Origin of the sequence: uncultured Nocardioides sp., assembly GCF_947488025.1 — a bacterium.
Lineage (GTDB): Bacteria > Actinomycetota > Actinomycetes > Propionibacteriales > Nocardioidaceae > Nocardioides.
In genome coordinates, this window is record NZ_CANKYS010000002.1 from 56,837 (window position 1) to 81,318 (window position 24,482).

At 72.1% G+C, this 24,482-nt stretch carries 26 protein-coding genes; 8 read left to right on the top strand and 18 right to left on the bottom strand.

The window, feature by feature from the left end; translation table 11 throughout:
• Window positions 1–59: 59 nt before the first annotated feature.
• From Q1B24_RS03615 to Q1B24_RS03625, 3 genes are all read right to left on the bottom strand, one after another.
• The gene (locus Q1B24_RS03615) at window positions 60–1,070 is read right to left on the bottom strand and encodes a MerR family transcriptional regulator (protein WP_299923313.1); all 1,011 of its coding nucleotides are present in this window, start codon (window positions 1,068–1,070) and stop codon (window positions 60–62) included.
• Window positions 1,071–1,153: 83 nt separating this feature from the next.
• Window positions 1,154–2,047: an aminoglycoside phosphotransferase family protein gene (locus Q1B24_RS03620; protein ID WP_299923316.1), complete on the bottom strand. Its 894-nt coding sequence runs from the start codon at window positions 2,045–2,047 to the stop codon at window positions 1,154–1,156.
• A 25-nt stretch (window positions 2,048–2,072) separates the two neighbouring features.
• Window positions 2,073–2,699, bottom strand: a complete 627-nt coding sequence (locus tag Q1B24_RS03625) for a hypothetical protein (RefSeq protein WP_299923319.1) — start codon at window positions 2,697–2,699, stop codon at window positions 2,073–2,075.
• A gap of 219 nt (window positions 2,700–2,918) precedes the next feature.
• Between Q1B24_RS03625 and Q1B24_RS03630 the strand changes: the two genes are divergently transcribed.
• Window positions 2,919–4,226, top strand: a complete 1,308-nt coding sequence (locus Q1B24_RS03630; RefSeq protein ID WP_299923323.1) for an alpha/beta hydrolase — start codon at window positions 2,919–2,921, stop codon at window positions 4,224–4,226.
• Here the strand turns inward: Q1B24_RS03630 and Q1B24_RS03635 are convergent.
• Entirely contained in the window at window positions 4,213–4,551 is a 339-nt protein-coding gene (locus tag Q1B24_RS03635) for a VOC family protein (RefSeq protein ID WP_299923326.1), read from the bottom strand. The genes Q1B24_RS03630 and Q1B24_RS03635 overlap by 14 nt on opposite strands.
• Before the next feature lie 86 nt (window positions 4,552–4,637).
• On the opposite strand from Q1B24_RS03635, the gene Q1B24_RS03640 reads away from it, so the two are divergent.
• Window positions 4,638–5,285, top strand: a complete 648-nt coding sequence (locus Q1B24_RS03640; RefSeq protein ID WP_299923329.1) for a class I SAM-dependent methyltransferase — start codon at window positions 4,638–4,640, stop codon at window positions 5,283–5,285.
• On the opposite strand, the gene Q1B24_RS03645 is transcribed toward Q1B24_RS03640, so the two are convergent.
• The 7 genes from Q1B24_RS03645 to Q1B24_RS03675 all read right to left on the bottom strand — a co-directional run bounded on the left by Q1B24_RS03645 (window position 5,244) and on the right by Q1B24_RS03675 (window position 10,964).
• Window positions 5,244–6,341 (bottom strand): prenyltransferase, encoded by a 1,098-nt coding sequence (locus tag Q1B24_RS03645; protein WP_299923332.1) that lies wholly within the window; start codon window positions 6,339–6,341, stop codon window positions 5,244–5,246. The two genes, Q1B24_RS03640 and Q1B24_RS03645, sit on opposite strands and share 42 nt — an antisense overlap.
• A gap of 62 nt (window positions 6,342–6,403) precedes the next feature.
• Complete coding sequence (locus Q1B24_RS03650; protein WP_299923334.1) at window positions 6,404–7,150, bottom strand: class I SAM-dependent methyltransferase; 747 nt, start codon at window positions 7,148–7,150, stop codon at window positions 6,404–6,406.
• A complete protein-coding gene (locus Q1B24_RS03655; RefSeq protein WP_299923337.1) occupies window positions 7,137–8,405 on the bottom strand; it encodes a glycosyltransferase family 4 protein in 1,269 nt (422 codons plus the stop codon). The genes Q1B24_RS03650 and Q1B24_RS03655 overlap by 14 nt, the downstream gene beginning before the upstream one ends.
• A 76-nt stretch (window positions 8,406–8,481) precedes the next feature.
• The gene (locus tag Q1B24_RS03660) at window positions 8,482–8,856 is read right to left on the bottom strand and encodes a hypothetical protein (RefSeq protein WP_299923340.1); all 375 of its coding nucleotides are present in this window, start codon (window positions 8,854–8,856) and stop codon (window positions 8,482–8,484) included.
• A 42-nt stretch (window positions 8,857–8,898) separates the two neighbouring features.
• Window positions 8,899–9,870: an NAD(P)/FAD-dependent oxidoreductase gene (locus tag Q1B24_RS03665; RefSeq protein WP_299923343.1), complete on the bottom strand. Its 972-nt coding sequence runs from the start codon at window positions 9,868–9,870 to the stop codon at window positions 8,899–8,901.
• Between the two features lie 64 nt (window positions 9,871–9,934).
• Complete coding sequence (locus Q1B24_RS03670; RefSeq protein WP_299923346.1) at window positions 9,935–10,465, bottom strand: hypothetical protein; 531 nt, start codon at window positions 10,463–10,465, stop codon at window positions 9,935–9,937.
• A 4-nt stretch (window positions 10,466–10,469) separates the two neighbouring features.
• Window positions 10,470–10,964 carry a hypothetical protein gene (locus tag Q1B24_RS03675; protein ID WP_299923349.1) on the bottom strand — a complete coding sequence of 165 codons (495 nt, stop codon included), beginning with the start codon at window positions 10,962–10,964 and terminating at the stop codon, window positions 10,470–10,472.
• Between the two features lie 66 nt (window positions 10,965–11,030).
• Here Q1B24_RS03675 and Q1B24_RS03680 point away from each other — a divergent pair, with 66 nt between their 5' ends.
• Window positions 11,031–11,690, top strand: coding sequence for an ion channel (locus tag Q1B24_RS03680; protein WP_299923352.1), 660 nt, complete (start codon window positions 11,031–11,033; stop codon window positions 11,688–11,690).
• A gap of 24 nt (window positions 11,691–11,714) precedes the next feature.
• On the opposite strand, the gene Q1B24_RS03685 is transcribed toward Q1B24_RS03680, so the two are convergent.
• On the bottom strand, window positions 11,715–12,275 hold the full coding sequence (locus Q1B24_RS03685; RefSeq protein ID WP_299923355.1) for a hemerythrin domain-containing protein: 561 nt from the start codon (window positions 12,273–12,275) through the stop codon (window positions 11,715–11,717).
• Between the two features lie 78 nt (window positions 12,276–12,353).
• Here Q1B24_RS03685 and Q1B24_RS03690 point away from each other — a divergent pair, with 78 nt between their 5' ends.
• The gene (locus tag Q1B24_RS03690; protein ID WP_299923358.1) at window positions 12,354–12,869 is read left to right on the top strand and encodes a DUF1707 domain-containing protein; all 516 of its coding nucleotides are present in this window, start codon (window positions 12,354–12,356) and stop codon (window positions 12,867–12,869) included.
• A 113-nt stretch (window positions 12,870–12,982) separates the two neighbouring features.
• Here the strand turns inward: Q1B24_RS03690 and uvrB are convergent, their stop codons facing one another.
• Window positions 12,983–15,112: an excinuclease ABC subunit UvrB gene (gene uvrB / locus Q1B24_RS03695; protein WP_299923361.1), complete on the bottom strand. Its 2,130-nt coding sequence runs from the start codon at window positions 15,110–15,112 to the stop codon at window positions 12,983–12,985.
• Between the two features lie 62 nt (window positions 15,113–15,174).
• On the opposite strand from uvrB, the gene Q1B24_RS03700 reads away from it, so the two are divergent.
• Window positions 15,175–15,981, top strand: a complete 807-nt coding sequence (locus tag Q1B24_RS03700) for a hypothetical protein (RefSeq protein ID WP_299923364.1) — start codon at window positions 15,175–15,177, stop codon at window positions 15,979–15,981.
• Window positions 15,982–16,000: 19 nt separating this feature from the next.
• Here Q1B24_RS03700 and Q1B24_RS03705 read toward each other — a convergent pair whose 3' ends face one another.
• Window positions 16,001–16,585 carry a dihydrofolate reductase family protein gene (locus Q1B24_RS03705; RefSeq protein ID WP_299923367.1) on the bottom strand — a complete coding sequence of 195 codons (585 nt, stop codon included), beginning with the start codon at window positions 16,583–16,585 and terminating at the stop codon, window positions 16,001–16,003.
• Window positions 16,586–16,647: 62 nt separating this feature from the next.
• Between Q1B24_RS03705 and Q1B24_RS03710 the strand changes: the two genes are divergently transcribed.
• Complete coding sequence (locus Q1B24_RS03710; protein WP_299923370.1) at window positions 16,648–17,892, top strand: phospholipase D-like domain-containing protein; 1,245 nt, start codon at window positions 16,648–16,650, stop codon at window positions 17,890–17,892.
• Here the strand turns inward: Q1B24_RS03710 and Q1B24_RS03715 are convergent.
• The 3 genes from Q1B24_RS03715 to Q1B24_RS03725 form a co-directional block, all read right to left on the bottom strand.
• Window positions 17,852–18,721 (bottom strand): hypothetical protein, encoded by an 870-nt coding sequence (locus tag Q1B24_RS03715; RefSeq protein WP_299923373.1) that lies wholly within the window; start codon window positions 18,719–18,721, stop codon window positions 17,852–17,854. The genes Q1B24_RS03710 and Q1B24_RS03715 overlap by 41 nt on opposite strands.
• Window positions 18,718–20,409: an FAD-dependent oxidoreductase gene (locus Q1B24_RS03720; protein ID WP_299923376.1), complete on the bottom strand. Its 1,692-nt coding sequence runs from the start codon at window positions 20,407–20,409 to the stop codon at window positions 18,718–18,720. Before Q1B24_RS03720 ends, Q1B24_RS03715 begins: the two co-directional genes overlap by 4 nt.
• A gap of 80 nt (window positions 20,410–20,489) precedes the next feature.
• Window positions 20,490–21,437: a DNA-3-methyladenine glycosylase 2 family protein gene (locus Q1B24_RS03725; RefSeq protein WP_299923379.1), complete on the bottom strand. Its 948-nt coding sequence runs from the start codon at window positions 21,435–21,437 to the stop codon at window positions 20,490–20,492.
• 40 nt (window positions 21,438–21,477) lie between these two features.
• Here Q1B24_RS03725 and kynA point away from each other — a divergent pair, with 40 nt between their 5' ends.
• Window positions 21,478–22,344 carry a tryptophan 2,3-dioxygenase gene (kynA, locus tag Q1B24_RS03730; protein ID WP_299923382.1) on the top strand — a complete coding sequence of 289 codons (867 nt, stop codon included), beginning with the start codon at window positions 21,478–21,480 and terminating at the stop codon, window positions 22,342–22,344.
• A 75-nt stretch (window positions 22,345–22,419) separates the two neighbouring features.
• On the opposite strand, the gene Q1B24_RS03735 is transcribed toward kynA, so the two are convergent.
• Window positions 22,420–23,196, bottom strand: a complete 777-nt coding sequence (locus Q1B24_RS03735) for a resuscitation-promoting factor (RefSeq protein WP_299923385.1) — start codon at window positions 23,194–23,196, stop codon at window positions 22,420–22,422.
• Between the two features lie 240 nt (window positions 23,197–23,436).
• On the opposite strand from Q1B24_RS03735, the gene Q1B24_RS03740 reads away from it, so the two are divergent.
• Window positions 23,437–24,453 carry a phosphatase domain-containing protein gene (locus Q1B24_RS03740; RefSeq protein ID WP_299923388.1) on the top strand — a complete coding sequence of 339 codons (1,017 nt, stop codon included), beginning with the start codon at window positions 23,437–23,439 and terminating at the stop codon, window positions 24,451–24,453.
• Window positions 24,454–24,482: the final 29 nt, after the last annotated feature.

Sequence of the window (24,482 nt, forward strand, 5' to 3'; positions counted from 1 at the left end):
GTCCACCGGATGGACCACAGCCACCGCGTAGTCGTCGCCGGCTCCGTCCCACGTCGCTCTCACGACAGGTCCACCACCACGATGGTGTGGTTGTCCGGCTCCCCGGCGGCCGTCACCGCGTTCGCGACCTCGTCGGCGACGCTCTGGGCCGGCGCAGGAGACACCAGGAGCGCCGGGAGGTCCTCGACGACCGAGTGGACGCCGTCGGTGGTGAGGACGAGGCGATCCCCTGGCTCGAGCCCGACCTCGAGCTCGTCGGGCACATCGCCCGGCAGGAGGGCCCGGTTCAGCAGGTTGCGGTGCGGGTGGGAGCGGGCCTCGTCCACGGTCAGCTGACCGCTCTCGAGCAGCCCCGCCACCACCGTGTGGTCGTGGGTGACCTGCCGGACCTCGCGGCCGCGCACCAGCCACACGCGTCCGTCCCCCACGTGCGTGACCGAGGCGGTGGTGCCCGTGACCGTCACGGCGGTGAGCGTCGTGCCTGACCTCGGCGCATCGGGCAACGACTCCGCGATGTCGGACGCCACCACTGCGACGGCATCGTCGAGACCGCCTGAGGCGAATGCAGCGAGCACGGCGGAAGCGAGGTCCGCGCGCTCGCCGAACCCGTCCGCCACCGCCACCAGGCCGGTCCTGGCGATCAGGGCGTCCTGCTGCTGTGCGCGGCTGCCCGTGCGATGACTCGTGCCGATCTCTGCACGCAGGGTGTCGGTGGAGGTGGTCATGGGTGGTTCCTCGCTCTCGAGCTGGTCGACGAGGGCGGAGACGATGTCCCGGCGGCTGGCCGTGTCGCGCTCGACCTGGAGCCAGTACGCCCTGACCAGCCGCGCCGCCGCTGCAGGCGGCGACCCGAGGACCTCCTCGATCCGGGCCAGCGGCATGCCGACCAGCCGGAGCGTGGCCACCAGCCGAGCCTGCGCGAGCTGCTCCGGCGCATATCGCCGGTAGCCCGAGCTCGCATCGACCTCGACCGGACGCAGCAACCCCAGGTCGTCGTACAGCCGCAACGCCTTCGGCGTCAGGCCCGACTCCCGGGCGAAGTCGCCGATCGTCCAGAGCTCCGTGGTCATCGTCTCCATCCTCCCCGGTGTCGGTCACCGGTGGGACGACCCTGCGGCTTTCCCTCGGGGCAAGGTCAACAACTCGGTCGCACTCACTCCAGCGACGCGATCAACCGCCGTACGGTCACGAGCGCCCCGCGGGAGGTCTCGGTCGCGGTGTGGCGGTAGTAGGTCCAGCCGCTGATGGCAGGGGCGAGCGCGAAGCCGCGGGCGCGGCGGTAGGCGGCCTCGTCGAGGCCGACGGCCTGGCGGTAGGGCTCCGCGGCGGCCAGCGGGACGTAGCCCCACATCGCATTGAGCTCGATCGCCGGGTCGCCCCGGCCGGCCGCGCCCCAGTCGATCACGGCCGCCAGCCGACCGTCGCGCACCAGGATGTTGCCGTCGTGCAGGTCGCCGTGGAACCAGCAGGGCTCGCCGTCGTACGCCGGTGCGGCAAGAGCGTCCTCCCACACCGCGAGGACCGCGTCGCGGGAGACCTCGGCGGGGTCCGCCTTCGCGGTCCACTCCCGCACCCAGGCGTCGAGGGCGGGCAGCGGACCGCCCCGCCCCTCGGTCGTCACCGGGCCACCCATCGCGGGCACGTCACGGCACGCGCGCACGAACGCGCCGAGCTCAGCCGCCCACGTCTCCGGGTCGTACGACGACTCGGTGGGGGTCGTGCCGTCGATCCACGGCACGACCGTCCAGGGCCACGGGAAGCCGTCACCCGGCTCGCCGAGCGCCACGGGGGCGGGGATCGCCACCGGGAGGTGGGGCGCGAGACGCGGCAGCCAGGTGTGCTCGAACGCCACCGTCTCGGCCGGTCCGGGGATGCGCGGCATCCGGACCAGCAGGTCGTCCCCGAGGCGGAACAGCTGGTTGTCGGTGCCCAGGGGCGGGAGCCGCCGTACGGGCAGCGCGGACCACTGGGGAAATTGCTCGGCAACGAGGCGTCGTACGGTCCCGTCGTCCACCACGAGCTCGTCGGCATGCATCCCGGTCGTCATCAGGCAGGACCGTAGCGGGCGCCGGTCACTCGGGCACGCGGGTTTCCGCCCCGCCCTCTCGCGCCCGTCGGAACAGCTCGACCAGCAGGTGGGCGTAGCCGAGGGTGTCGTCGATCGCCCGGTGCGTGTGCTCGACGTCGCCGAACCAGGCATCCGGGAGCGTGTCGACGTCGACGAGGCCGGCCGACGTCCCGGTCACCGCCGCCGCGTAGCTCCGCAGGCACAGCCCGGGGCCGACGAACAGCCGGTCGGTCTCGTGGTGGCCCTGCCGGATGCCGTAGGCGGTGAAGCGGCGCAGGTAGTGATCCATCCAGATGCCGTCCAGCGCCAGCGGGAAGGCAGCGAACATCCGCGGCCACGGCAGGTCCTGCAGCCATGCGACGTAGCGTTCCATCACCCGCGCGACCGGCTCGGCATCGCGCGTGGCGGCCTCCCACGCGCCCGGCTGCGTGGCAAACCACTCCATCGTCGCGGCGTCCGGGGAGGTGCCGGGCAACGGCTCCAGCACGGCCTCGAAACGGCCGTGCTCCAGCCCGTCGGCCGTCACCGCGACGGACGCGAAGGAGCGCATGGAGTGGACTCCCGGCCACGGACCGTCGAGCTCGACGTCGGTCACCACGTAGGTCCACGGGTCTGCGGCGGGAGTCGTCACACGAGGGATCATGACGGACGGGTGGGGATCACCGGCGGCAAGCTGGGTACGGCGTCGGCGTCCGCACGACCGTCTCGATGGAGGCCCCCGATGTTCCTCTTCTTCAGCAACCGTCTCGGCTGTGCGGGATCGGTGCTGGTCTCGCTGGCCGTCACCGCGATCCTGGTCGTCGTCTTCCTGCTCTGACACCGCCGCGTACCGACGAGTAACATGGCGGCCGTGAGCTTCCTGTCGCGCCAGACCGTGATCGCCGCCCTGACCGCCAACGCCCTGAGGCCGCCTCGTGGCCAGCGCAGCGGCGTACCGTCGTTCGCCGCCGGGTGGCTCTTCGGCGAGACCGCCCCGCAGGTGCTGGCGCTGACTGTCCTCGACGCTGCTGCCCACCTCACGAGGAGCCGGCGCACGGGGATCCGTGCCAAGGCGGGGCTCGCCCTCGCCGGGGCCAGCGCGCTCGGCCTGGCCCACATGGTCCGGCAGAGCCACCGGTCCGCCGAGGTCCTGGACGACGCGCTCGTCGAGGGCCTCGGCGTCGACTACGTCGAGCAGCTCGACGAGGCTCCCGACCCGGCGGACCTGGCGACCCCGTGGCGACGGCTCGCGCGGCCCTTCGACTTCCGCGACGACGCCGTCCGGGTGATCCGCAACCTGCCCTACTCCGAGGCCGGGCGCCGCGGCCACCTCGACATCTACCTGCCTGCGAGCGACGACGCGATCACGGACGCGCCGGTGCTCCTCCAGGTCCACGGCGGCGCCTGGTCAGTGGGCCAGAAGGAGCACCAGGCGCGCCCGCTGATGAACCGGATGGCCGCCAAGGGCTGGGTCTGCGTGGCGATCAACTACCGCCTCTCCCCCCGCGACCCGTGGCCCGCCCACATCGTCGACGTCAAGCGCGCCATCGCCTGGGTCCGGGACAACATCGCCGACCACGGGGGCGACCCCGACTACCTCGTGATCACCGGCGGCTCGGCCGGAGGCCACCTCGCCGCGCTGGCAGCGCTGACCCCCGGCGACCCCGAGTGGCAGCCGGGCTTCGAGGACGCCGACACGTCCGTGCGGGCGGCGGTGCCGTTCTACGGGGTCTACGACTTCGCCGGCTCGACCGGGCTCGCCAACGCCATCGGGATGCGCGACGCCTTCCTCGGCCCGCGGGTCGTGCAGACGTCGTGGCAGGACGCGCCCCACGTCTACGAGGCCGCCTCCCCCATCCTCCGGATCACGCCCGACGCGCCCGACTTCTTCGTCATCCACGGCGACCTCGACAGCCTCGTCGCCGTCGACCAGGCCCGGATGTTCGTGGCAGAGCTGCGGCGCACGTCGAAGAGGTCGGTGGTGTACGCCGAGCTGCCGGGCGCACAGCACGCCTTCGACGTCTTCCACTCGATCCGCAGCACGCACGCGGTGCGCGCGGTCGACCGCTACCTCACGTGGCACTGGAACACCTGGCGCCACGGCCTGCGCGCCGACAGCGGCGTCGGGCCCGACGAGCTCGGCGACGACGCCGGCCAGGCCGGGCTCAGCCCTGGGTGATGAACCCGACCTGGTTGCCGGCCGGGTCGGTGAGCAGGGCCAGCGAGGTGCCGCCCCCGACCTCCGTCACGGGGCGTACGACGGTGCCGCCGGCTGCTTCGACCGCGGCCACCGTGGCGGCGAGGTCGTCGGTCTTCCAGTAGACGACCGGGCCGGCCATCTGGTCGCGCTCACCCTGGGGGTTGAGCCCGATCTCCTGCCCGTCGAGGTTGAAGCCGACGTAGTAGGGCGTCTCGGTGTGCGGCTCGGCGCCCCACGCCGTGCGGTAGAAGGCGGTTGCGATCTCGAGGTCCGCGGCGGGGATGACGATCGTGTGGTTGGTCATGACTGCTCCTTCGTCGATGTGGGTCCCTTCACCCACCCGACGTGCGGAAGGACCCAGGTGTGACCGCACTAGGGTCGTCTCCTGTGATGCCTGCCGACCTGCTCTCCCACGCCCGCGCGGCCAAGGGCTTCATGCCCGAGGACGAGGGTGCGCTGCTGCACCGCTGGGCGCGTGAGCGGCTTCCGTACGGACCGGCCCTGGAGGTCGGCACCTACTGCGGCAAGTCCGCCGTCTGGCTCGGTGCGGCGGCCCGCGAGGTCGGCGGCACCGTGTTCACCGTCGACCACCACCGGGGCTCCGAGGAGAACCAGGCCGGCTGGGAGCACCACGACGACAGCCTCGTCGACCCGGAGATCGGCCTGATGGACACGCTGCCGACCTTCCGTCGCACCATGGCCGCAGCCGGTCTGGAGGAGCAGGTCGTGGCGGTCGTCGGCCGCTCCGCGACGGTGGGTGCGTGGTGGCGCACCCCGCTGGCCCTCCTCTTCATCGACGGCGGGCACGGGGTCGAGCCCGCGCGCACCGACTTCCGCACCTGGCCCCAGTGGGTGATGGCCGGCGGGGTCCTCGTCATCCACGACGTCTTCCCCGACCCGGCCGACGGCGGCCGGCCGCCCTACGAGGACATCTACCTCCCCGCCGTCGCCAGTGGCGCCTTCACCGAGGTCGACGTGGTCGGGTCGATGCGCGTGCTACGACGTACGACCGGAGACGCCGGCGACCCGATCGGCTGACCCGTCACCGGACGGGCAGCCGCACTCCAGGCCGAGCTCCGCGAAGTCGGGGGCGAGGGTCGTCCCGCGCATGATGTCGGCACCCGGGGTGCGGTCGGTCACCTGGTCGACGGCCAGGACCACCGCGGCGGCCGTGTAGGTGGTCTGCTCGACCGGCCAGTTCACCCCGTCGGGAAACACGTAGCCGGTCCAGTAGGCGCCCTCGTCGGTGCGCAGGTGCTGCATGTCGGCCAGCAGCTGCAGCGCCCGCGCGCGGTCACCGAGGGCGTCGAGCGCCATCACCAGCTCGCAGGTCTCCGCCCCCGTCACCCAGGGGTTCTCCGAGACGCAGCGGATGCCGAGGCCCGGCTCCACGAAGGTGTCCCAGCGCTCGGCGAGGAGCGCATGGGCCTCGGGCCCGCGGACCGCACCGCCCAGCACCGGGTAGTACCAGTCCATCGAGAAGGTCGACTTGTCCAGGAACAGGTCGCGGTGCTCGCGCAGGGCGTGGCCGAGCCGGCCGCCCGCGAGCTCCCAGTCGACCTGCGGCTCCCCCACCAGCTCCGCGAGCGCGACACCCGCGCGCAGCGAGTGGTAGATGCTCGACGAGCCCGCCAGCAGCGCGTCGGCGTTGACCGGGCCGGGCTCGCCGTGCGCCCACTCCTGCGACCAGGCGACACCGCCGAACGGCAGCTGCATGCCGACCACGAAGTCGAGCGCGCGGCGCACCGTCGGCCACATCCGGCGGACGAACGCCTCGTCGCGCGCGACCAGCCAGTGGTGCCACGTCGCGACGGCGACGTACGCCGACATGTTGGTCTCGCCGGAGTGGTCCTCGACCTCGCCGACGACGATCTTCATCGGCCACGAGCCGTCGGCCCGCTGCGTCTCGCGCGCCCACTCGAAGGCGCGCTCGGCGGCGTCGCTCTGCCCGCCGACCATGAGCGCCATCGCCGACTCGAGGTGGTTCCACACGTCGGTGTGCTCGCCCGGGGTCCACGGGACGGCGCCGGACGGCTCCTGCATGGCCGCGATCGACGCCGCGGTCTGCTCGACCTGCGCGCGGGTGAGGCTCACGTCGGGGTCCCCGCGGCGTTGTTCGGGGGAGCGCAGCGGAGGAGGAGAACGTCGTGGGGTGTTCACGCGGCCGGCTTCTGGAAGTAGAGCACCATGCTCTTCCCGATGAGCGGGTCGAGCACCTTGCCGGCGTACTGCAGCGCCTTGGGGTTCTTCATGATCTCCCACACCAGGAGCTTGTGGTAGGCCTTGGCGAGCGGGTGGTCGTCGTTGGTGACGCCGACCGCGCACTTGATCCACCAGTAGGGCGTGTGGAGCCCGTGCGCGTGGTCCCGGCCGATGAAGACCATCGCGTCGCCGGGGGTGCCGTCGTTGGAGCGACCGGCCTTGGTGACCTTGTCGACGAGCTCCTGGGCCGTGTAGATACGGATGTGGCCGCCCTCGGCGTTGTGGTAGTCGTCGGAGAGCTTCCAGTTGACGATCTCGGGCAGCCACCGGGGCACGGAGACCGCCAGCGTGCCGCCCGGGCGCAGGACCCGTACGAGCTCCTTGATCGCGTCGACGTCGGCGTGGATGTGCTCCAGCACCTCGGCGGCGACGATGCGGTCGAACTCCCCGTCGGCGAAGGGCAGGGCGAGGGCGTCGCCCTCCTTGACGTCGGCCTCGGCGCCCTCGGGCACCTCGCCCGCCTCGCGCATGGCGGTGAACCACTCACGCACGGTCGCGAGCTCGTCGGCGTCCTGGTCGAAGGCGATGACGTCGGCACCGCGCTTGTACATCTCGAACGCGTGGCGCCCCGCGCCGCAGCCCATGTCGAGCACCCGGTCGCCCGGGCGCAGGCCGAGCCGGTCGAAGTCAACGGTCAGCACGGGTGTTCTCCCTGTGGCTCTGCGCTCGCTGGAAGGCGGCGATGGTCTCCTCGTAGGCGGCGGCGGTGGCCTCGGCCACGGCCCGCCAGCTGAACAGCTCCTCGACCCGGGCACGTCCGGCCGCGCCCATCGTCGTACGTCGCTCGGGGTCGTCGAGCAGCGCGGCGATCGCCTGCTCCAGCTCGCCCACGTCGCCGGGGGTGACCAGGTCGGCGCACTGGCCGTCGGGACCGACGACCTCCGGGATCGCGCCGGCGCGCGAGACCACCAGCGGCGTCGCGCAGGCCATCAGCTCGGCGGTGGGCAGCGAGAAGCCCTCGTAGAGCGACGGCACGCAGGCCACCTCGGCCGACCCCATCACCTCGACGAGCTCGGCGTCGCTGACGCCGCTGACGAAGGACACCTTGTCGACGATGCCGAGCTGGTCGATGAGCTTCTCGGTGCGCCCGCCCGGCTCCGGCCGGGTCACGAGCACGAGCGACACGTCGCGCTCGACGGCGAGCTTGGCGAAGGCCTCGAGGAGGGTCGCGATGCCCTTCATCGGGGCGTCGGCGCTGGCCATGGCCAGGATCCGGCCGGGGACGCGCGGGGCGGTGGGCGGCGCGAAGACGTCGTCCACACCGAGCAGGATCGTCTGCATCCGGGCCGGGTCGACGCCGAAGTCACGGGCCACGTCGCGGGTCGAGGACTCCGACGGGGTGAGCACCTTGCGGTAGCGCTTGGCGACCCGGGTCTGCATCCGCAGGAAGCCGTACCACCGGCGCAGGGTGAGCCGCTTGCGCCACGTCGGCGCGGTCTGCAGGTCGATCCGGCGGTCCATCGTGATCGGGTGGTGGATCGTCGCGACGACCGGCAGGCCGTAGGACTCCAGCTCCAGGATGTCGGTGCCGAGCACCTGGTTGTCGTGGGCGACGTCGAAGTCGCCGGCACGGTCCTTCATCAGCCGCGCGATGCGCGAGCTGAAGGTCTTCGGCTCGGGGAACCCGGCCGTGCACATGGTGAGGAACTCCTCGACGTCGATGAGGTCGCGGAACTCCCGCAGGTGCGGCACCCGGAACGGGTCCGGCTCGCGGTAGAGGTCGAGGCTCGGCACCTTGGTGAGCACGACACCCTCGTCGAGGTCCGGGTAGGGCTGGCCCGAGAACACCTCCACCTCGTGACCGAGCCGGACGAGCTCGCGGCTGAGGTGGCGGATGTAGACGCCCTGTCCGCCGCAGTGCGGCTTGCTGCGGTAGGACAGCATGGCGATGCGCACTGTGGTCTGCCTTTCGTGGCGCTCCGTGAGTGGCCCATTATGCCTACTCGTCGGTAGGCCCCGACGTGGCCGGGGCTCAGGACCCGCCGGCCAACCGGAACTCGTGGTGGAGGCGGACCCCGTCCGGGTCGTGCGGCCGCACCTCGGCGTGGGTGACACTGGCGTAGACCCCTGACCCGACCGGCGCCAGCGCGAGGCCTTGCTCGACGGCACCGACGACGCGGGCGCGCCCCACCAGGAGCTCCTCGGACGCGACCTCGGTGCCGAGCTGGCGGAGCACCAGCACACACACGGCGTGGACGGCCCGCTGGTCGGCGGGGTCGTAGCCCAGCGCCGGAGCGCCGTCGCGCGGAGGCCGCACCGCGAGGCGGACCGTGACGTCGATCAGCACGACGAGGTCGTCCTGCGCGACCACCGGGCAGCCGGTCAGGACGTAGTCCCGGTCGCGCACGTCGACACCCCCGGCACGGGGAGAGAACAGGCCCATCGCGGCTCACGCCTCGCTGGAGTGGCCGGGGAAGACGTGGGCGGAGGGGTCGAGCACGACGGCGGCGTTGTTCACGGCGGTGGCCGCCTCGCCGAAGCCGACGGCGATGAGCCGGACCTTGCCCGGGTAGTCGGTGATGTCACCGGCGGCGAACACGCGCGGCAGGTTGGTGCGCATCGAGGAGTCGACGACCACGTGGCGCTTCTGCGTCTCCAGTCCCCACTGCTGGATCGCCCCGAGGTCGGCGATGAAGCCCAGCGCGGCGACGAGAGCCTGCGCCTCCAGGACGTGCGGCTCCTCCCCGTCGACGCTGACCACGACCTCCTCGAGGTGGTTCTCCCCGCGCAGCTCGGTCACCTGGGCGTTGGTGATGATCCGGACGCTCGAGTCCTTGACCGCGGCCACGGTGCGCTCGTGCGCGCGGAACGCGTCGCGGCGGTGCACGAGCGTCACCGAGGAGGCGATCGGCTCGAGGTGCTGGGCCCAGTCGAACGCGCTGTCACCTCCCCCGACGATCACCACGTCCTTGCCGGCGTACGGCGCGAAGCTGGGCACGAAGAACTCCATGCCGCGCCCCACCCAGCCGTCACCGGCCGGCAGCGGCCGCGGGCTGAACTTGCCGATGCCCGAGGTGATGAGCACGGCGCCGGCCGTCACGGTCGTGCCGTCGTCGAGGGTGACGACCACCCGGTCCTCGCCGTGCTCGAGGGTGGTCGCCGTCCGGTCGAGGAGGTACGTCGGGTCGGCCGTGGCAGCCTGCGCCACCAGCCCCTCGACGAGGTCGCGCCCCTTCACGCTGGGGAAGCCGGCGACGTCGAGGATCGCCTTCTCGGGGTACATCGCGGTGATCTGGCCGCCGAGCTCGGGCAGCGAGTCGACCACCGCGACGCTCAGGCCGCGGAAGCCGGCGTAGTAGGCGGAGAACAGCCCCGTCGGGCCCGCGCCGATGATCAGCAGGTCGGTCGTCACGTCGTCCACGTCGCGGATCCTTCCGTCGGGGCGGCCCGGCCACAAGGGCCGGTCCGCGGCTGTCCGTGCGTCGTCAGAGCGCGTCGAGCTCGTCGACCTTCCACTCCCCACCCACGCGCCGCAGCGTCACCAGCACGCGGTGGAGGTCGAGCGTGGGCCGTTCCAGCCCCCGGCCCGAGGTGCGCTGGTTGACGAAGACCAGCACCCGGGCGTACGTCGCCGAGGCGGTCACGAGTGCCGTGTCGACGACCTCGGCCTCGACCACCGTGCGGTCACGGCGGCTCGAGGTGGTGACACCCGCCATCGTGCGGTCGTAGCGCTGCTGCATGGTCGGCGTCATCAACCTGCGGGCGGCGTCCTTGTCGTAGGACAGCGACCTCCACGAGTAGCTGTAGGCCTTGCGTGCGGCTGCAGCCGCACCCAGCCGCGCCGACTCCTTCACCACGGGAGACGCGACGACGGCCTCCGCCGCGTCCGCGCTGCTGACGTCGGTGGCGGCGACGTCGCGGGAGTCGCGGAGCGCCCACACGAGCGCACCGGCCGCGAGCACGACCAGCGCGACGAGCACCACCAGCCACCGGTTCAGCGCCGTACCGCTCGTCACGTCCTCACCTCACGAACCGCAGGTCGTCGGTGAGCCAACGCCCGTCCTCGCGGACCAGTTCCAGGCGCAGCCGGTAGTAGCGGACCTGGCCCTCGCCGGTGGTGCCGGTGTTGGTCACGGTGCTGTTGGCCGCCACCAGGACCGTGGCCGAGTCGTCGTCCTGGTCGCCCACCCCGAGGGCGACCACCTCCGGGGACGAGGTGGCCTCGGTGCGGACCGCCTCCCTGGTGAGGGTCTCGCGCTGGGAGGCGTACTGCTCGGCGAAGTCACCGGTCGCGCCGTCGAGGACCGCATCGATCAGCGGGTCCATGTCGCGGTGGTCGACGGTGAGGAAGGCGAGCGCCTCGGTGCGCGCCGCGCCCGCGACGTCGTGCTGGGCGGCGGTGAGCTCCCCGTCCGCCTCGTCCCCACCGGTGACCACCAGCGCGGTCGCGACCAGCAGCGCGAGGAGAACGAGGACGAGGCCGCCGGCCACCCACCTCCCCGCTCGCTCGCCCACGGGCCGAACCTAGCCCAGCGGAGCGTCGCCGTGGCGGTGATCCGCGCGTCCCTAGACTGCGTCGTCGTGACCCGACCGCTGCGCTACCTCACCGAGCACCCCTCTGCGATGCTGCTCGGGGCACAGCTCCTCCAGGTGCTGCTGTGGCCGTTCCTCGACGACTCGGTGGTGGGCCGGGCGGGCCTCGGCGCCATCGGGATGCTGGCCGTCGGAGCGGCCGTCCTGGCCGTGCGACGCACGCCCATGGCCAGCAGGATCATCCTGCTCCTCGGGGCACCCGCGATGGTGCTGACGCTGATCGAGCCCGTCTTCCCGGACCAGGACGCTGTCGTCCTGCTCTCGGGCGTGCTGCACGCACCGTTCTACTTCTACGTCTCGTACGCGTTGCTGCGCTACCTGCTGCACGACGACAAGGTCACCACCGACGAGTACTTCGCGACCGGGGCCGCCTTCACGGTGGTCGCCTGGGGCTTCGCCTACCTGTACTCGGCGGTGCAGGTGGTCTGGCCCGGGTCGTTCAGCAGTGGCGACGGCCTCGGCGACCACACCTGGTTCGAGCTGCTCTACCTGTCGTTCTCGATCCTCACGAGCGTCGGGCTCTCCGACATCGTGGCCGTCGGCGCACAAGCGAGGTCGGTGGTGATGGTGGAGATGATGACCGGCGTGTTCTACATCGCGATGGTCGTGGCCCGCATGGTCGGCCTCACCATCCTGCTTCGCCGCTGAGTCGACCTCCGGGGGCCGGCGCGGTCAGTCCTCGTCCTCGTCCTCGTCGTCGAGGAGGCCTTCCTTCTCCGCCTCCTGCACGATCCGGCGGACGTTGTCGATGCTGCCGCAGTCGGCGTCGAGCTGCTTGTTGCGCTCGGTCGCGAAGGCTTCGCCCAGCTCGGCGCGCACCTTCTCGCTGACCTCCTCGCGGGCCGGGTTGAGGATCGTCAGCTCCTCCTCGGTGAGGTGGTGGTTGAGCGCGGTGGCGAGCTCCTCGACGGCGTCGTCGAAGGCCTGGGTGTCGGTGCCCTTGAGCTCCAGCACCGTGAGCATGGCCTCGTGGCCCTCGGCGTGCTCCTCCTCGCCGTGCTCGGCCTCGTGCTCGGTGATCGCGTTCTTGCGGCGCAGCCGGGGGTAGACGTGCTTCTCCTCCGCCTCCGCGTGGGCGACGTGCAGTGCGGCCAGCGCCTTGCGGACGGCATCGCGGTCCGACGTGCTGTCCCGCAGCTGCCGCATGAGGGACTCGAAGCGGCGGTGGTCCTCGAGGATCAGGTCGATGACGTCGCCGGACACGGGGCGACCGAGGTCGATGGGAGTGCTCATGCCGCGAACCTAGCGCCTGGTCCGACCAGGGCCCTTCGGCCCACCTCCAGAGGGGTGGGGCGTGCCTACCATGGTGAGGTGTCAGGGATCGAGGTGTGGAACCAGTTCGACCACGACCCCCGCGTCCCCGCCAACCGGTCGATGCGGGCGTCGGACCGCGACCGCGCGGTCATCGAGGCCGTGCTCACCGACGCCTTCGCCGAAGGACGCCTCACGCGTGACGAGTACGACGAGCGCACCGACGCGGCGCTCTCGAGCCGGACGCTCGGCGACCTGGTGCCGCTAGTCGAGGACCTGCCCGTCGCCCTGCCACCGCGGCCCGGCACGGCCGACTTCCACGCGCAGGCGGTCCGGAAGTGGGAGGCCGACCGGCGTGAGGCACTGCTCGGCCTCATCGGGCTCTCCGCGCTGCTGTGGACGATCTGGGCGGTCACGATGTGGGGCGAGTTCCCCTGGCCGCTGTTCCCGATGGGATTCGCGCTGATGCACCTCGCGCGCATCGTCGTGAACAAGCGCGACATCGTCGACGAGCATGCCCGCCGGCTGGAGAGGAAGCAGCGCAAGGAGCTCAGGAAGCGGGAAGAGGAGGGCTGAGGCCGATCAGCCCGCCGCTCGTCACTCCGTCGCCGGCGTGCTCGCTTCGCTCGCCCGCAGCTCCTCGCTCGTCGAGGACCTTCCGAGCTCGTTCCTCGCTCGAGGCCCTCTCCTCACTTCGTCGCTTCCATCATCTGGCGGAGCTCCTTCTTGAGGTCGTTGACCTCGTCGCGCAGCCGCGCCGCCACCTCGAACTGGAGCTCGGCGGCGGCGTGCTTCATCTGCTCGGTGAGCTCCTGGATGAGCTCGGCGAGGTCGCTGCTCGGGATGCCGGCGGTGTCGGGCGCCTCGTGGTGGATCTTCGACAGCGCGGGCGTCGGCGACTTGCCGGCCTTCACGCCGCCGGCGCGGCCCTTCTGGCCGACGTCGGCCCAGGTCTTGAGCAGCTCCTGGGTCGTCTCGTCCTCGCGGGCGAGCATCTCGGTGATGTCGGCGATCTTCTTGCGCAGCGGCTGGGGGTCGATCCCCCGCTCCTTGTTGTAGGCGACCTGGATGGCACGACGACGGTTGGTCTCGCCGATCGCGGCCTCCATCGAGGGCGTGATCTTGTCGGCGTACATGTGGACCTGGCCCGACACGTTGCGCGCCGCGCGGCCGATCGTCTGGATCAGCGACTTGTCGGAGCGCAGGAAGCCCTCCTTGTCGGCGTCGAGGATCGCCACCAGCGACACCTCGGGCAGGTCGAGGCCCTCGCGGAGGAGGTTGATGCCGACCAGGACGTCGTACTCGCCCATGCGCAGCTCTCGCAGCAGCTCGATGCGCCGGAGCGTGTCGACCTCGGAGTGGAGGTAGCGGGTGCGGATGCCGGCGTCGAGGAGGTAGTCGGTGAGGTCCTCGGACATCTTCTTGGTCAGCGTGGTGACCAGGACGCGCTCGTTCTTGTCCGCGCGGGTGCGGATCTCGTGGATCAGGTCGTCGATCTGTCCCTTGGTCGGCTTGACCACGACCTCGGGGTCGACCAGGCCGGTCGGGCGGATGATCTGCTGGACCGTGTTGTCGACGCCGCCGACGCGGTCGAGCTCGTAGTTGCCGGGGGTGGCCGACAGGTAGACGGTCTGGCCGATCCGGTCGACGAACTCGTCCCAGCGGAGCGGACGGTTGTCCATGGCGCTCGGCAGCCGGAAGCCGTGGTCGACGAGGTTGCGCTTGCGCGACATGTCGCCCTCGTACATGCCGCCGATCTGCGGGACGGCGACGTGGGACTCGTCGACGACGAGGACGAAGTCCTCCGGGAAGTAGTCGAGGAGCGTGTTGGGCGCACTGCCGGGCTTGCGGCCGTCCATGTGCATCGAGTAGTTCTCGATGCCCGAGCACGAGCCGACCTGGCGCATCATCTCGACGTCGTAGGTCGTGCGCATCCGCAGCCGCTGCGCCTCGAGCAGCTTGCCCTGCTTCTCGAACGCGGCGAGCTGGTCGGCGAGCTCGAGCTCGATGCCCGTGATCGCCTTCTCCATCCGCTCCGGGCCGGCGACGTAGTGGGTGGCCGGGAAGACGTGGAGCTCGGTGTCCTCGGAGATGACCTCGCCCGTGATCGGGTGCAGCGTCATCAGCCGCTCGATCTCGTCGCCGAAGAACTCGATGCGGATCGCGAGCTCCTCGTAGACCGGGAAGATCTCGAGGGTGTCACCCCGCACCCGGAACGTGCCGCGGGTGAACGACATGTCGTTGCGGGTGTACTGGATCTCCACGAGCCGGCGCAGCACCGAGTCGCGGTCGTGCTCCTCGCCGACCTTGAGCCGCAGCATCCGGTCGACGTACTCCTGCGGAGTGCCGAGGCCGTAGATGCACGACACCGTCGAGACCACGATCGTGTCGCGGCGGGTGAGCAGGCTGTTGGTCGCGCTGTGGCGCAGCCGCTCGACCTCCTCGTTGATCGAGGAGTCCTTCTCGATGTAGGTGTCGGTCTGGGGGACGTAGGCCTCGGGCTGGTAGTAGTCGTAGTAGGAGACGAAGTACTCCACCGCGTTGTCGGGGAAGAGCTGGCGCAGCTCGTTGGCGAACTGCGCAGCCAGCGTCTTGTTGGGCTGGAGCACGAGCACCGGCCGCTGGACCTGCTCGGCCACCCACGCGACCGTCGCGGTCTTGCCGGTGCCGGTCGCGCCGAGGAGCACGACGTCCTGCTCGCCGCCCTGGAGGCGGCCGACGATCTCCTTGATCGCCGCCGGCTGGTCGCCGGAGGGCTCGTAGTCGGACACCACCTTGAAGGGGGCCACCCGGCGCTGGAGATCGGTGACTGGACGCATGCGTCGAGCGTACGCGGGGCCACCGACAGCGACTCCCTCGCTGGCGCCCTACGCTCACGGGCATGGTCTCGGACGCCGCCCCACCCGACCGCGTGCTCGACCTGTTCGTCGCCGAGGGTGTGCTCGAGCCCCTCCCGGGCGGCCGTGGCACGACGTGGCGCGCCGGCGACCTGGCGCTCTCACCGGGTCACGACGCCTCCGAAGCCTGGCTGGCTCCGATCCAGGCGCGGCTCGCCGTCCGCCTCGACGAGCAGTCGCCCCGCTCGCTCCGGCTCGCGCTGCCGGTGCCGGCGCGTGACGGGAGCCTCGTTGTCGAGGGGTGGTCGGCCACCCGCTTCGAGCCGGGTACGACGCCCTGCCGCGACCTCGCGACGCTGCGGGCCACCGCCCACCTGCTGCACGCCCACCTCGCGAGCGCGGTCCCCGAGCGGCCCGCCGTACTCGATGCACGCACCGACCAGTGGGCGGTGGCCGAGCGGCAGGCGTACGACGCCGACGCCGCCGACGCGGCCGCCGGGGATCGTCCCGAGCCGGGCCTCGCCGGGCTCGTCGGCGCCCTCGTGGCGGGCCTCGACCACACCGACCTCGGTCGCGAGCAGCTGGTCCACGCCGACCTCGCGGGCAACGTGCTGCTCGACGCCACCGGGGCGCCGTTCGTCATCGACCTCTCCCCCGCCTGGCGCTCGCCGCTCTGGGCCGAGGCGGTCTGCGTGCTCGACGCCGTGCTGTGGCACGGGGGCCGGGCCGAGGCTCTCGACGAGTGGCGCGCGGGTGCCCGGCGCCAGGCGATGCTGCGGGCCGCGCTCTTCCGGGTGCTGGCCGACCAGCCGTGCGACGTCGCCCGCTACGCCGCTCTCGACCTGGCCTGAGTCTGAGCCTGAGCCGGGGTCAGCGCACCCGGTCGAGCGTGACGACGCGCACGCCGCCGGTCAGGTCGACCTGGTCGACCGGCTCGAAGCGGGCGTGGGCGAACGGGCCGGCGAACAAGCGGCGGCCGTCGCCGATCACGGACGGGTTGACCTTGAGCACGAGCCGGTCGATCTCGGGCAGCAGCGTGTGCGCGAGCGTGCCCCCGCCCACGAGCCAGATGTCGAGCCCGTCCTCGGCCTTCAGCTCCCGGACCCGGGCGACCGGGTCGCCGGAGACGACCTCGACCGGCAGGTCGGACCTGCCGGCGAGCGACCGCGAGACGACGAGGTGCCGCAGGTGCGGGTAGGCGTCGACGAGGCCCGCTGCCAGCCCGACGTCGTACGACGCCCTCCCCTCCACCACGGTGTCGAAGTGGGCGCCCGGAGCGGTGATCCCCATCGCCTCGCGCGCCGGCCCGGGCAGCGTCTCGGGCCAGGACCCGACCAGGTGCTCCACGAGGTCGGGGGTCACCGGGAAGAAGTCGGAACCGGTGGGGTCCCCACCGTCGGGACCGGCGATGAACCCGTCGAGGGTGACGGCGACCAGGTAGACGAGGCGGCGCATCCCCGCATGCTGCCAGCCGCGCCGCGGTCACCCCGACTGGGGTCCATCGCTACATTGACCCCGTGACCGTCGCCCGCACGCTGACAGCCGTCCGGCGCACCCTGCTCGCGCTCGTCGGTCTCCAGCTCACCGTCGCGGTGGCGCTCTCGCTGGTCGACTCCTACCGCCGGCGCGGCAAACGACCCAAGCCGTTCCCCGTCACCGGCCCCGGCACGGTGCCCGTCGGCGACGGCGAGATCACGACGTACACCTTCGGCCGTGACCTCTACGACGACATGCTCGCCGCGATCGACGGCGCCAAGAAGCAGATCCTCTTCGAGACCTACATCTGGAAGGGCGACGACATCGGGTGGAAGTTCAAGACCGCCCTCGCCGCCGCCGCCGACCGCGGGGTCGACGTCCACTGCATCTACGACGGCTTCGCCAACATGGTCGTCTCCCCGGCCTTCAAGCGCTTCCCGCCGTCCCTCAAGGTGCTGCGCTACCCGGTCTACACGGCGGGCTTCCGCGTCTGGGACCTGCGCCGCTACGGCCGCAACCACCGCAAGATGCTCGTCGTCGACGAGGAGGTCGCCTTCCTCGGTGGCTACAACATCGGCTCGGCCTACGCGACCGAGTGGCGCGACACCCACGTCCGGATCACCGGACCCGGCGTGTGGGACCTCAAGCGTGCCTTCGCCGACTTCTGGAACCTCAACCGCCGCCACCGGCTGCGGCGCGACGACCGCCCCCTCCTGGTCGAGACCGCGTCCGACTGGGATCCGCAGATCCGGGTGCACAAGAACATCCCGCGGCAGTGGAACTTCCCGATCCGCAGCATGTACCTCGAGGCCATCGCCCGCGCCACCCGCAACATCTGGCTGACGACGGCGTACTTCCTGCCCGACCAGGACTTCGTCGACGCGCTGTGCGAGGCGGCGCGCCGCGGTGTCGACGTGCGGATCCTGCTGCCGCTGAAGTCCAACCACATCGTGGCCGACTGGATCTCCCGCGGCTACTACGGCCAGCTGCTCACGTCCGGCGCGCGGATCCTGCGGTTCAAGGACGCCATGGTGCACGCCAAGACCGCCACCGTCGACGGCAGCTGGTCGACCGTCGGCACCGCCAACATCGACCGGCTCAGCCTCCAGGGCAACTACGAGATCAACCTCGAGGTCATCGACCCCGACTTCGCGGCGGTGATGGAGGAGGTCTTCGCCAACGACGAGTCCAACTGCCTCGAGCTGACCCTCGCCGAGTGGGAGGCGCGCGACCTCAACCGGAAGTTCACCGAGAGCTTCCTCGCGCCCCTGCGCCCCCTGCTCTGAGCGCGAGGATCCAGGCGGAGACGAGCGCGATCCACACGAGCCCGGCGACGTACGCCGCCGCCTGCCAGCCCGACCAGTCCAGCGCGTCGCCGTACCGGAGCAGGGCCACCGCCTCCAGCACCACGAACGCCGCGCCGGTGAGCCCGACGGGGCGCACGGACGCTGCGTCGTCGACGAGGGCCGCCTGGCCCGCGGCCCAGCCCAGCCCCACGAGCCAGGCGCCGACGGCGCGGGCCGTCAGCGGCGTGAGCGGCCAGGCCCAGGCCTCGGCGGCCCATCCGGGCGCCAGCAGCAGTGCGACCCCGGCGACGAGCAGCAGGACCGCCAGGCCGACGAGCAGCCCGCGCAGGGCGGCGGGGAGGCGTCGTACGTCGTCCGCGTCCGTCGGCGCGCCCGTGGCCCGCGCCTGCAGGGCCAGGCCCACCACCATGGCCAGCGGTACTCCGGCGTAGATGGCCAGCCAGCCCCACGCGACGCCACGGGCGCTGGCGGGGTGCTCGGCGCCGAGGTGGAACTTGTCGAGGTGCACCAGCGTCACGACGAGCGTGAGGACCGTGAAGACGAGCACCGGCCACACGGTCAGCCGCGCGCGGCTCCACGTCCGCGAGCGTGCTCCGGCCACCTCGAGCACGGCGCTGGACCAGTAGGCCGCGCCGAGGAAGACGGCCGTCATCGGCACGTCGATGGTCCACGAGAACCACTCCGCCGTGCGGGTCGCGAAGACCGTGAGCTGGAAGCCCGCGAGGAAGACGAGCACGGCCGCGACGACGAGGAGCACCCGCATCCCGCGTGTCACCGGCGCCCCGGCCCCGGCGTGGCGTCGGCTCATGGGGTCGAGGTCGCCTGCGGGTGCGCCGCCAGGTAGCCGTGGAGCGTGGCGATGACGCTCGCACCGTCCCCGACCGCCGTCGCGACCCGCTTGACCGACCCGGCGCGCACGTCGCCGATGGCGAAGACGCCCGTCATGGTCGTCTCCTGCGGCAGTCGCCCGTCCTCGCCCGTGACGACGAACCCGGCCTGGTCGCGCACGATCTCGGCGGGCAGCCACTGGGTGCGGGGCACCGAGCCGATGAGCACGAAGAGTCCGCCGGCGGGCACCTCCTCGCCCCCGCCCGGACCGCTGTGCTGCTCCCCCAGCGTCAGCGCGGCCAGGCAGCCGTCCTCCTCCCGCCCGTCGAGCACCGCCGTGCCGTAGCGGATGCCGACGTTGCGGGTCGCGTCGAGCTGGGCGATGAGGTAGTCCGACATGCTCGCCGCGAGCGACGCCCCCCGCACCAGCAGCGTGACGTGGCGGGCGTAGCGGGCCAGGTGGAGGGCTGCCTGCCCGGCCGAGTTGCCACCGCCGATGACGTAGACCTCCATCCCGGCCATCGACGGCGCCTCGGCGACGGCCGCGCCGTAGAAGACCCCGCGACCGACGAGGCCCTCCAGCGCCGGGACGTCGAGACGGCGGTAGTCGACGCCGGTGGCGATCACCACGCTGCGGGTGCGGACGACGCTGCCGTCCGACATCGAGACCGTGCGGAGGTCGCCGTCGGCGCCGAGCGCCTGGACCTCGCGGAGGAAGGAGAACTCGCTGCCGAACGACCACGCCTGCTGGAACGAGCGCCACGCCAGGTGGGCTCCGCTGACGCCCCGCGAGAAGCCGGGGTAGTTGCGGATCAGCGACGAGGTGCCCGCCTGGCCGCCCACCGCCGACTGCTCGACCACCATCGTCGACAGTCCTTCCGAGGAGGCGTAGACGGCGGCGGCGAGCCCGCTCGGGCCCGCGCCCACCACGACGACGTCGTACACGTGCTCGGGTGACAGGGGGCTCATCAGCCCGAAGGCGTCGGCGATCTCGAGGTCGGTGGGCGCCACGAGCGTGGTCGGCGGGTTGGTGAAGGCGAGCTGGAGCACGGGCAGCTCGGGTTCGGTCAGCCCCAGGCCGGCGAGCAGCCGGTTGGCCGACTCGGTGCCGACCTGGTGGAAGCCGACGGGGATGTGGTTGCGGCCGAACTGGTCGCGCAGGGCGTGGGTGCGCTCGTCACGCTGCTCGCCGATCATCCGCACCGCCTCGAAGCCGATGCCCTGGGCGAGGTGCCAGTCGTCGAGCGCATCGGTGATGGTGCCGTGGAACTCCTCGTCGCGCCGGCGCTCGGGGCGGAGCAGGACGAGCTCGGCGTGCCCATGGCCGATCGCGGTGAAGACCTCGCGGGTGCTGGCGAAGTCGCCCCAGATCCCGGCGACGGCCCGCTTGGCCGACGGGTGGAGGGAGTAGGCACGGCGCAGGAAGTCCAGCCCCCCGCGGTCGTCAGGGCCGAAGCACGCGACCACGAGCGCCACCTGCCGACCCCACCGGCGCAGCCCCTCGAGGACCGCCCGGGCGTGGTCGTACTCGGCGCAGACGACCACCTCGTAGTCGCCCCCGTACCTCCCCCGCAGCTCCGACCCCAGGACGTCCCTCGACGCCTCGTCGGTCGTGGCGAGCAGCAGGACAGGATCGACGTCGCCCATGTCGACCTCCCTCAGCCTCACGTCCGCCTCGACGCTACTCCCGGCCGTGACGGGCGGCGACACCATTTCTGGGGGGTCTGGACCGCGTCCGGGAACGCCCGTCAGCGGGTCGGGAGGTGGGTCGGGATGCTCATCCGCGGGCCGCGCCGCGGGCGGTGCCGGCCGCCGGCCATCGCCATCGCGGCGGCCCGGCCGCGCTGGGGCCGGTAGGGCTCGAGCAGCTCGCCCATCTCCTTGTCGCTGATGTCGTGGCCGACGAGCGCCCAGCCCACCCAGTTGGCGAGGTGGTAGTCGCCGAAGCTGACCGCGTCGGGGTCGCCCAGCGCTCTCTGGCGCACCTCCGCGCTCGTCCACACCCCGATGCCGCGGATCGAGCAGAGCCGCCGCTCGGCCTCCTCACCGGACACCTCGCTCACGCGCTCGAGCGACGACGCCAGCCGGCAGGCGGTCACCATCGTGCGGGACTGGGCCGGCTGGACGCCGAGGCGCAGCCACTCCCACGACGGGATCGCGGCGATCGTCCCGGGCGTCGGCTGCAGCATCAGGCGCAGTGGGGCGACGGGCCCGGGCGCGGGCTCCCCGTGGCGTCGGACGAGCTCGCGGAAGGAGCCGAATGCCTGCTTGCCCGTCACCTTCTGCTCGAGGATCGAGGGCACCAGGGACTCCATCACCAGCCCGGTGCGCCCGATGCGCCAGTGCTGGTGGGTGCGCCAGCCGGCCTCGACCTCGGGGTGGTGGTGCGGCTCGAAGCCCGTCGGGTCGTCCTCGGCGCCCAGCAGCGCGGGCATCCGGTCGAGCGCCCACTCCGCGCCCGGCCCCCACGCCCGGCCCAGGACCTCGCCGGCCGACGGCCGCGGCTGCACGCACAGCGACGCCGGCCCCACCGGCGTACGCATGGCGCGCCAGATGCGGCCGGACTCCTCGTGGCGCTGGGTGGGGTCGCCGGCCCCGCGGCGCTGCGGGCGCAGCACCTGCGCAGGAGCGCACGGCCAGTCGGGCACCCAGGTGCGGGTGCGCCCCCCTGCCTCAGGGCTGGTCGCGGTGGCCATGGGGCGACGGTAGACGAGGGCACCGACTACCTTGCAGCCCATGGGACAGGGACCGGCCGACACACCGAACACGCGCGACCTCGAGGAAGGCATCCAGAAGGACTTCTCGCAGTCGATGTCCTACGGCGACTACCTGCGCCTCGACGTCCTGCTGTCGGCGCAGCAGCCGCTGTCCGACCCGCCGCAGCACGACGAGCTGCTCTTCATCGTCCAGCACCAGACGAGCGAGCTCTGGCTCAAGCTGATGGTCCACGAGCTGCGCTCGGCCCGCGCGCTGCTGCGTGCCGACGACCTGTCCCCCGCGCTCAAGCGCCTGGCGCGCGTCAAGCACATCCAGCACACCCTCACCGACCAGTGGTCGGTGCTCGCCACGCTGACGCCCTCGGAGTACGCCGAGATCCGACCGTTCCTGGCCACCAGCTCGGGCTTCCAGTCCCACCAGTACCGCGAGGTCGAGTTCCTGCTCGGCAACAAGAACGCCGACATGGTCAAGGTCTTCTCCCACGACGAGGCCGCTCGCTCCGTGCTCGACGAGCTGCTGCACGAGCCGTCCCTCTACGACGAGTTCCTGGCCCACCTCTCACGCCAGGGGTACGCCGTCCCGCAGCGGCTGCTCGACCGTGACTGGACCCTGCCGCACACCACCGACACCGACCTCGTCGACGTCTTTGCCACGGTCTACGCCGCGCCGGCCGAGCACTGGGGGGTCTACGAGACGTGCGAGGAGCTCGTCGACGTCGAGGACGCCTTCCAGCAGTGGCGCTTCCGCCACCTCCAGGTCGTGCAGCGGGTCATCGGCCACAAGACGGGCACCGGCGGGTCGTCCGGCGTCGACTTCCTGCGCCGGGCGCTCGACCTGACGTTCTTCCCCGAGCTCTACGAGGTGCGCACGCGCATCGGGCAGTAGCCCAGCTGGGGAACGATCGGGCTGCCGATCAGCACGATCGACAGCCCGACGGTTCCCCGACGTGAGGGGGTCAGCTCAGAGCAGGCGGCCGCAGTGCGGCCACGGCGAGCGGCCGCGCTGCTTGTAGAGCAGCTTGGCGCGGTAGGTCTGCTCGCCGGCCGAGGCGGCGGTCGGGACGCCGGAGCCGCCGACGCTGCGCCAGGTGCCGAGGTCGAACTGGTAGAGCCCGTAGTAGCCGGCCGGGTTGACCGCCTTCGGGTTGCCGCCGGACTCGCAGTTGGCGAGGGCGCCCCAGTTGAGCCCGTTCGCGCCGGTGACGGCGTGCGCCTTGCGGCCCACGAGCACCCGACGCGGGCGCGGGTCCTTCACGAGCTTGCGCTTGACCACGCGGTACTTCGCCGGCTCGCCGTTGTGGAGGGTCTTCACCGCGACGACCTCGCGGACGCCGGGCCGGCCCTCGCGGACGACCTTGCGACGGCCGGGCTTCAGCTTGGTCGTGGCGACCTCGACGGTGCGGGGCCGGACGCGCACGCGCTTGGTCTTGCGCTTCTTGACGACGTCGGTCAGGCGTACGACGTCGCCCTGGCGCAGGCGCTTGCGCTTGCCCGAGACCTCACGACCGTCGCGGACGACGTCGACCAGGTCGTTGCCGTCGACCGGGACGCCGTGCGTCTCGAGGAGCTGGCCGGGCCACGCGCGCGGGACGGTCGCGACCTCGACGGGCGGCTGGTCCGCCACCTTGAGGCGTACGCCGACGGCCTCGCGCGACTCCTCGGCAGCAGCGCTGCCGGGGACGAGGGTCAGCGCGAGAGCGGCTGCGGCGAGACCGGCGGACAGGGAACGGGGGGACACGACAGACACGTGCTTCAGACCTCACGGGGGGGGTTGGGGGCGACGGGCCGCGGCATGCATCACCTCGCGATGGGAGGCGCCCGTCCACGACGGGGAGCACTGCCTGCGGCTCATCCACCAGAACACGATCGCGAGGACATGTCGAATCCCGAGCCGACGCGGCGGCGCGGTCCCTGCGAGGCGGTGTGAGCGAGTTCACCCGGCCGTCGCCGCCGATCCGGGCCCGCCTACGGTGGCCCCGTGAACGCCCAACGGTTGCTCGTCTCGCTGGAACGCGCCTGGGACGGCGCCCGCCTGCGCCGTCGTCGATCGGGGACGCCGGCGCACTTCCGCATCGAGCCCTACATCGGTCACGGCGGGCCTGCGGGAGCCGTCGTACGAGGTCGCGTGCTCGACAACCCGATGGCCTCCGAGGCCGTCGACGGGGAGGGCGTCGGGGACGCGGTACGTCGCACCATGCGCCACTTCCTGACCGACGAGCTGCCCGGTGTCCCCCTCCTGGTCACGCTGGGCGGTGCGAGTGTCGAGGCGGTCACCGATGCCGACGGCTACTTCCTGGTCAGGGTGCCGTCGACCGAGGCCGTCCCGAGCCCGTGGGCACGGGGGACCGTCGAGCTCCGCGAGGAGTACCGGGGCGTGACAGGTCGGCACCCGGCGCCCGTCGAGGTGCGGGTCCCGTCGGCCGACGCGCGGTTCGGGATCGTCTCGGACGTCGACGACACGATCCTGCAGACCGGCGTCCAGCGGGTGGGGCGGATGATCCTCCAGACCTTCACCGGCTCCTCCCTCACCCGTACGCCGTTCCCCGGTGCGGCGGCGCTCTACCGCGACCTCGCCGCCGGCGTGAACCCGGTCTTCTACGTCTCGTCCAGCCCCTGGAACCTGCACTCGTTCCTGGTCGGCTTCCTGCGGCACCGTGGCTTCCCCCTCGGCCCGGTCCTGCTGCGCGACCTGCTCGGCACCTGGCGCGGGCGCGAGCAGAAGCACGACCGCATCCGGGAGGTCCTCGACCTCCACCCGGACCTGTCCTTCGTCCTGATCGGCGACTCCGGTGAGCACGACCCCGAGATCTACGCCGACATCGTGCGCGAGCACCCCGGCCGGGTCCTCGCGGTCTACATCCGCGAGGTGCGGCTCGACCCGGGCGACGGGCGCGTGGAGAAGGTGGCCGACGCGTGGGCTGCCGACGTCCCGTTCGTGCTGGCTGCCGACACCGACGCCGTACGACGGCACGCGCGGGGACTCGGGCTGCTCTGACGAACCGGCTCGCCCGTAGGGTGGCGACG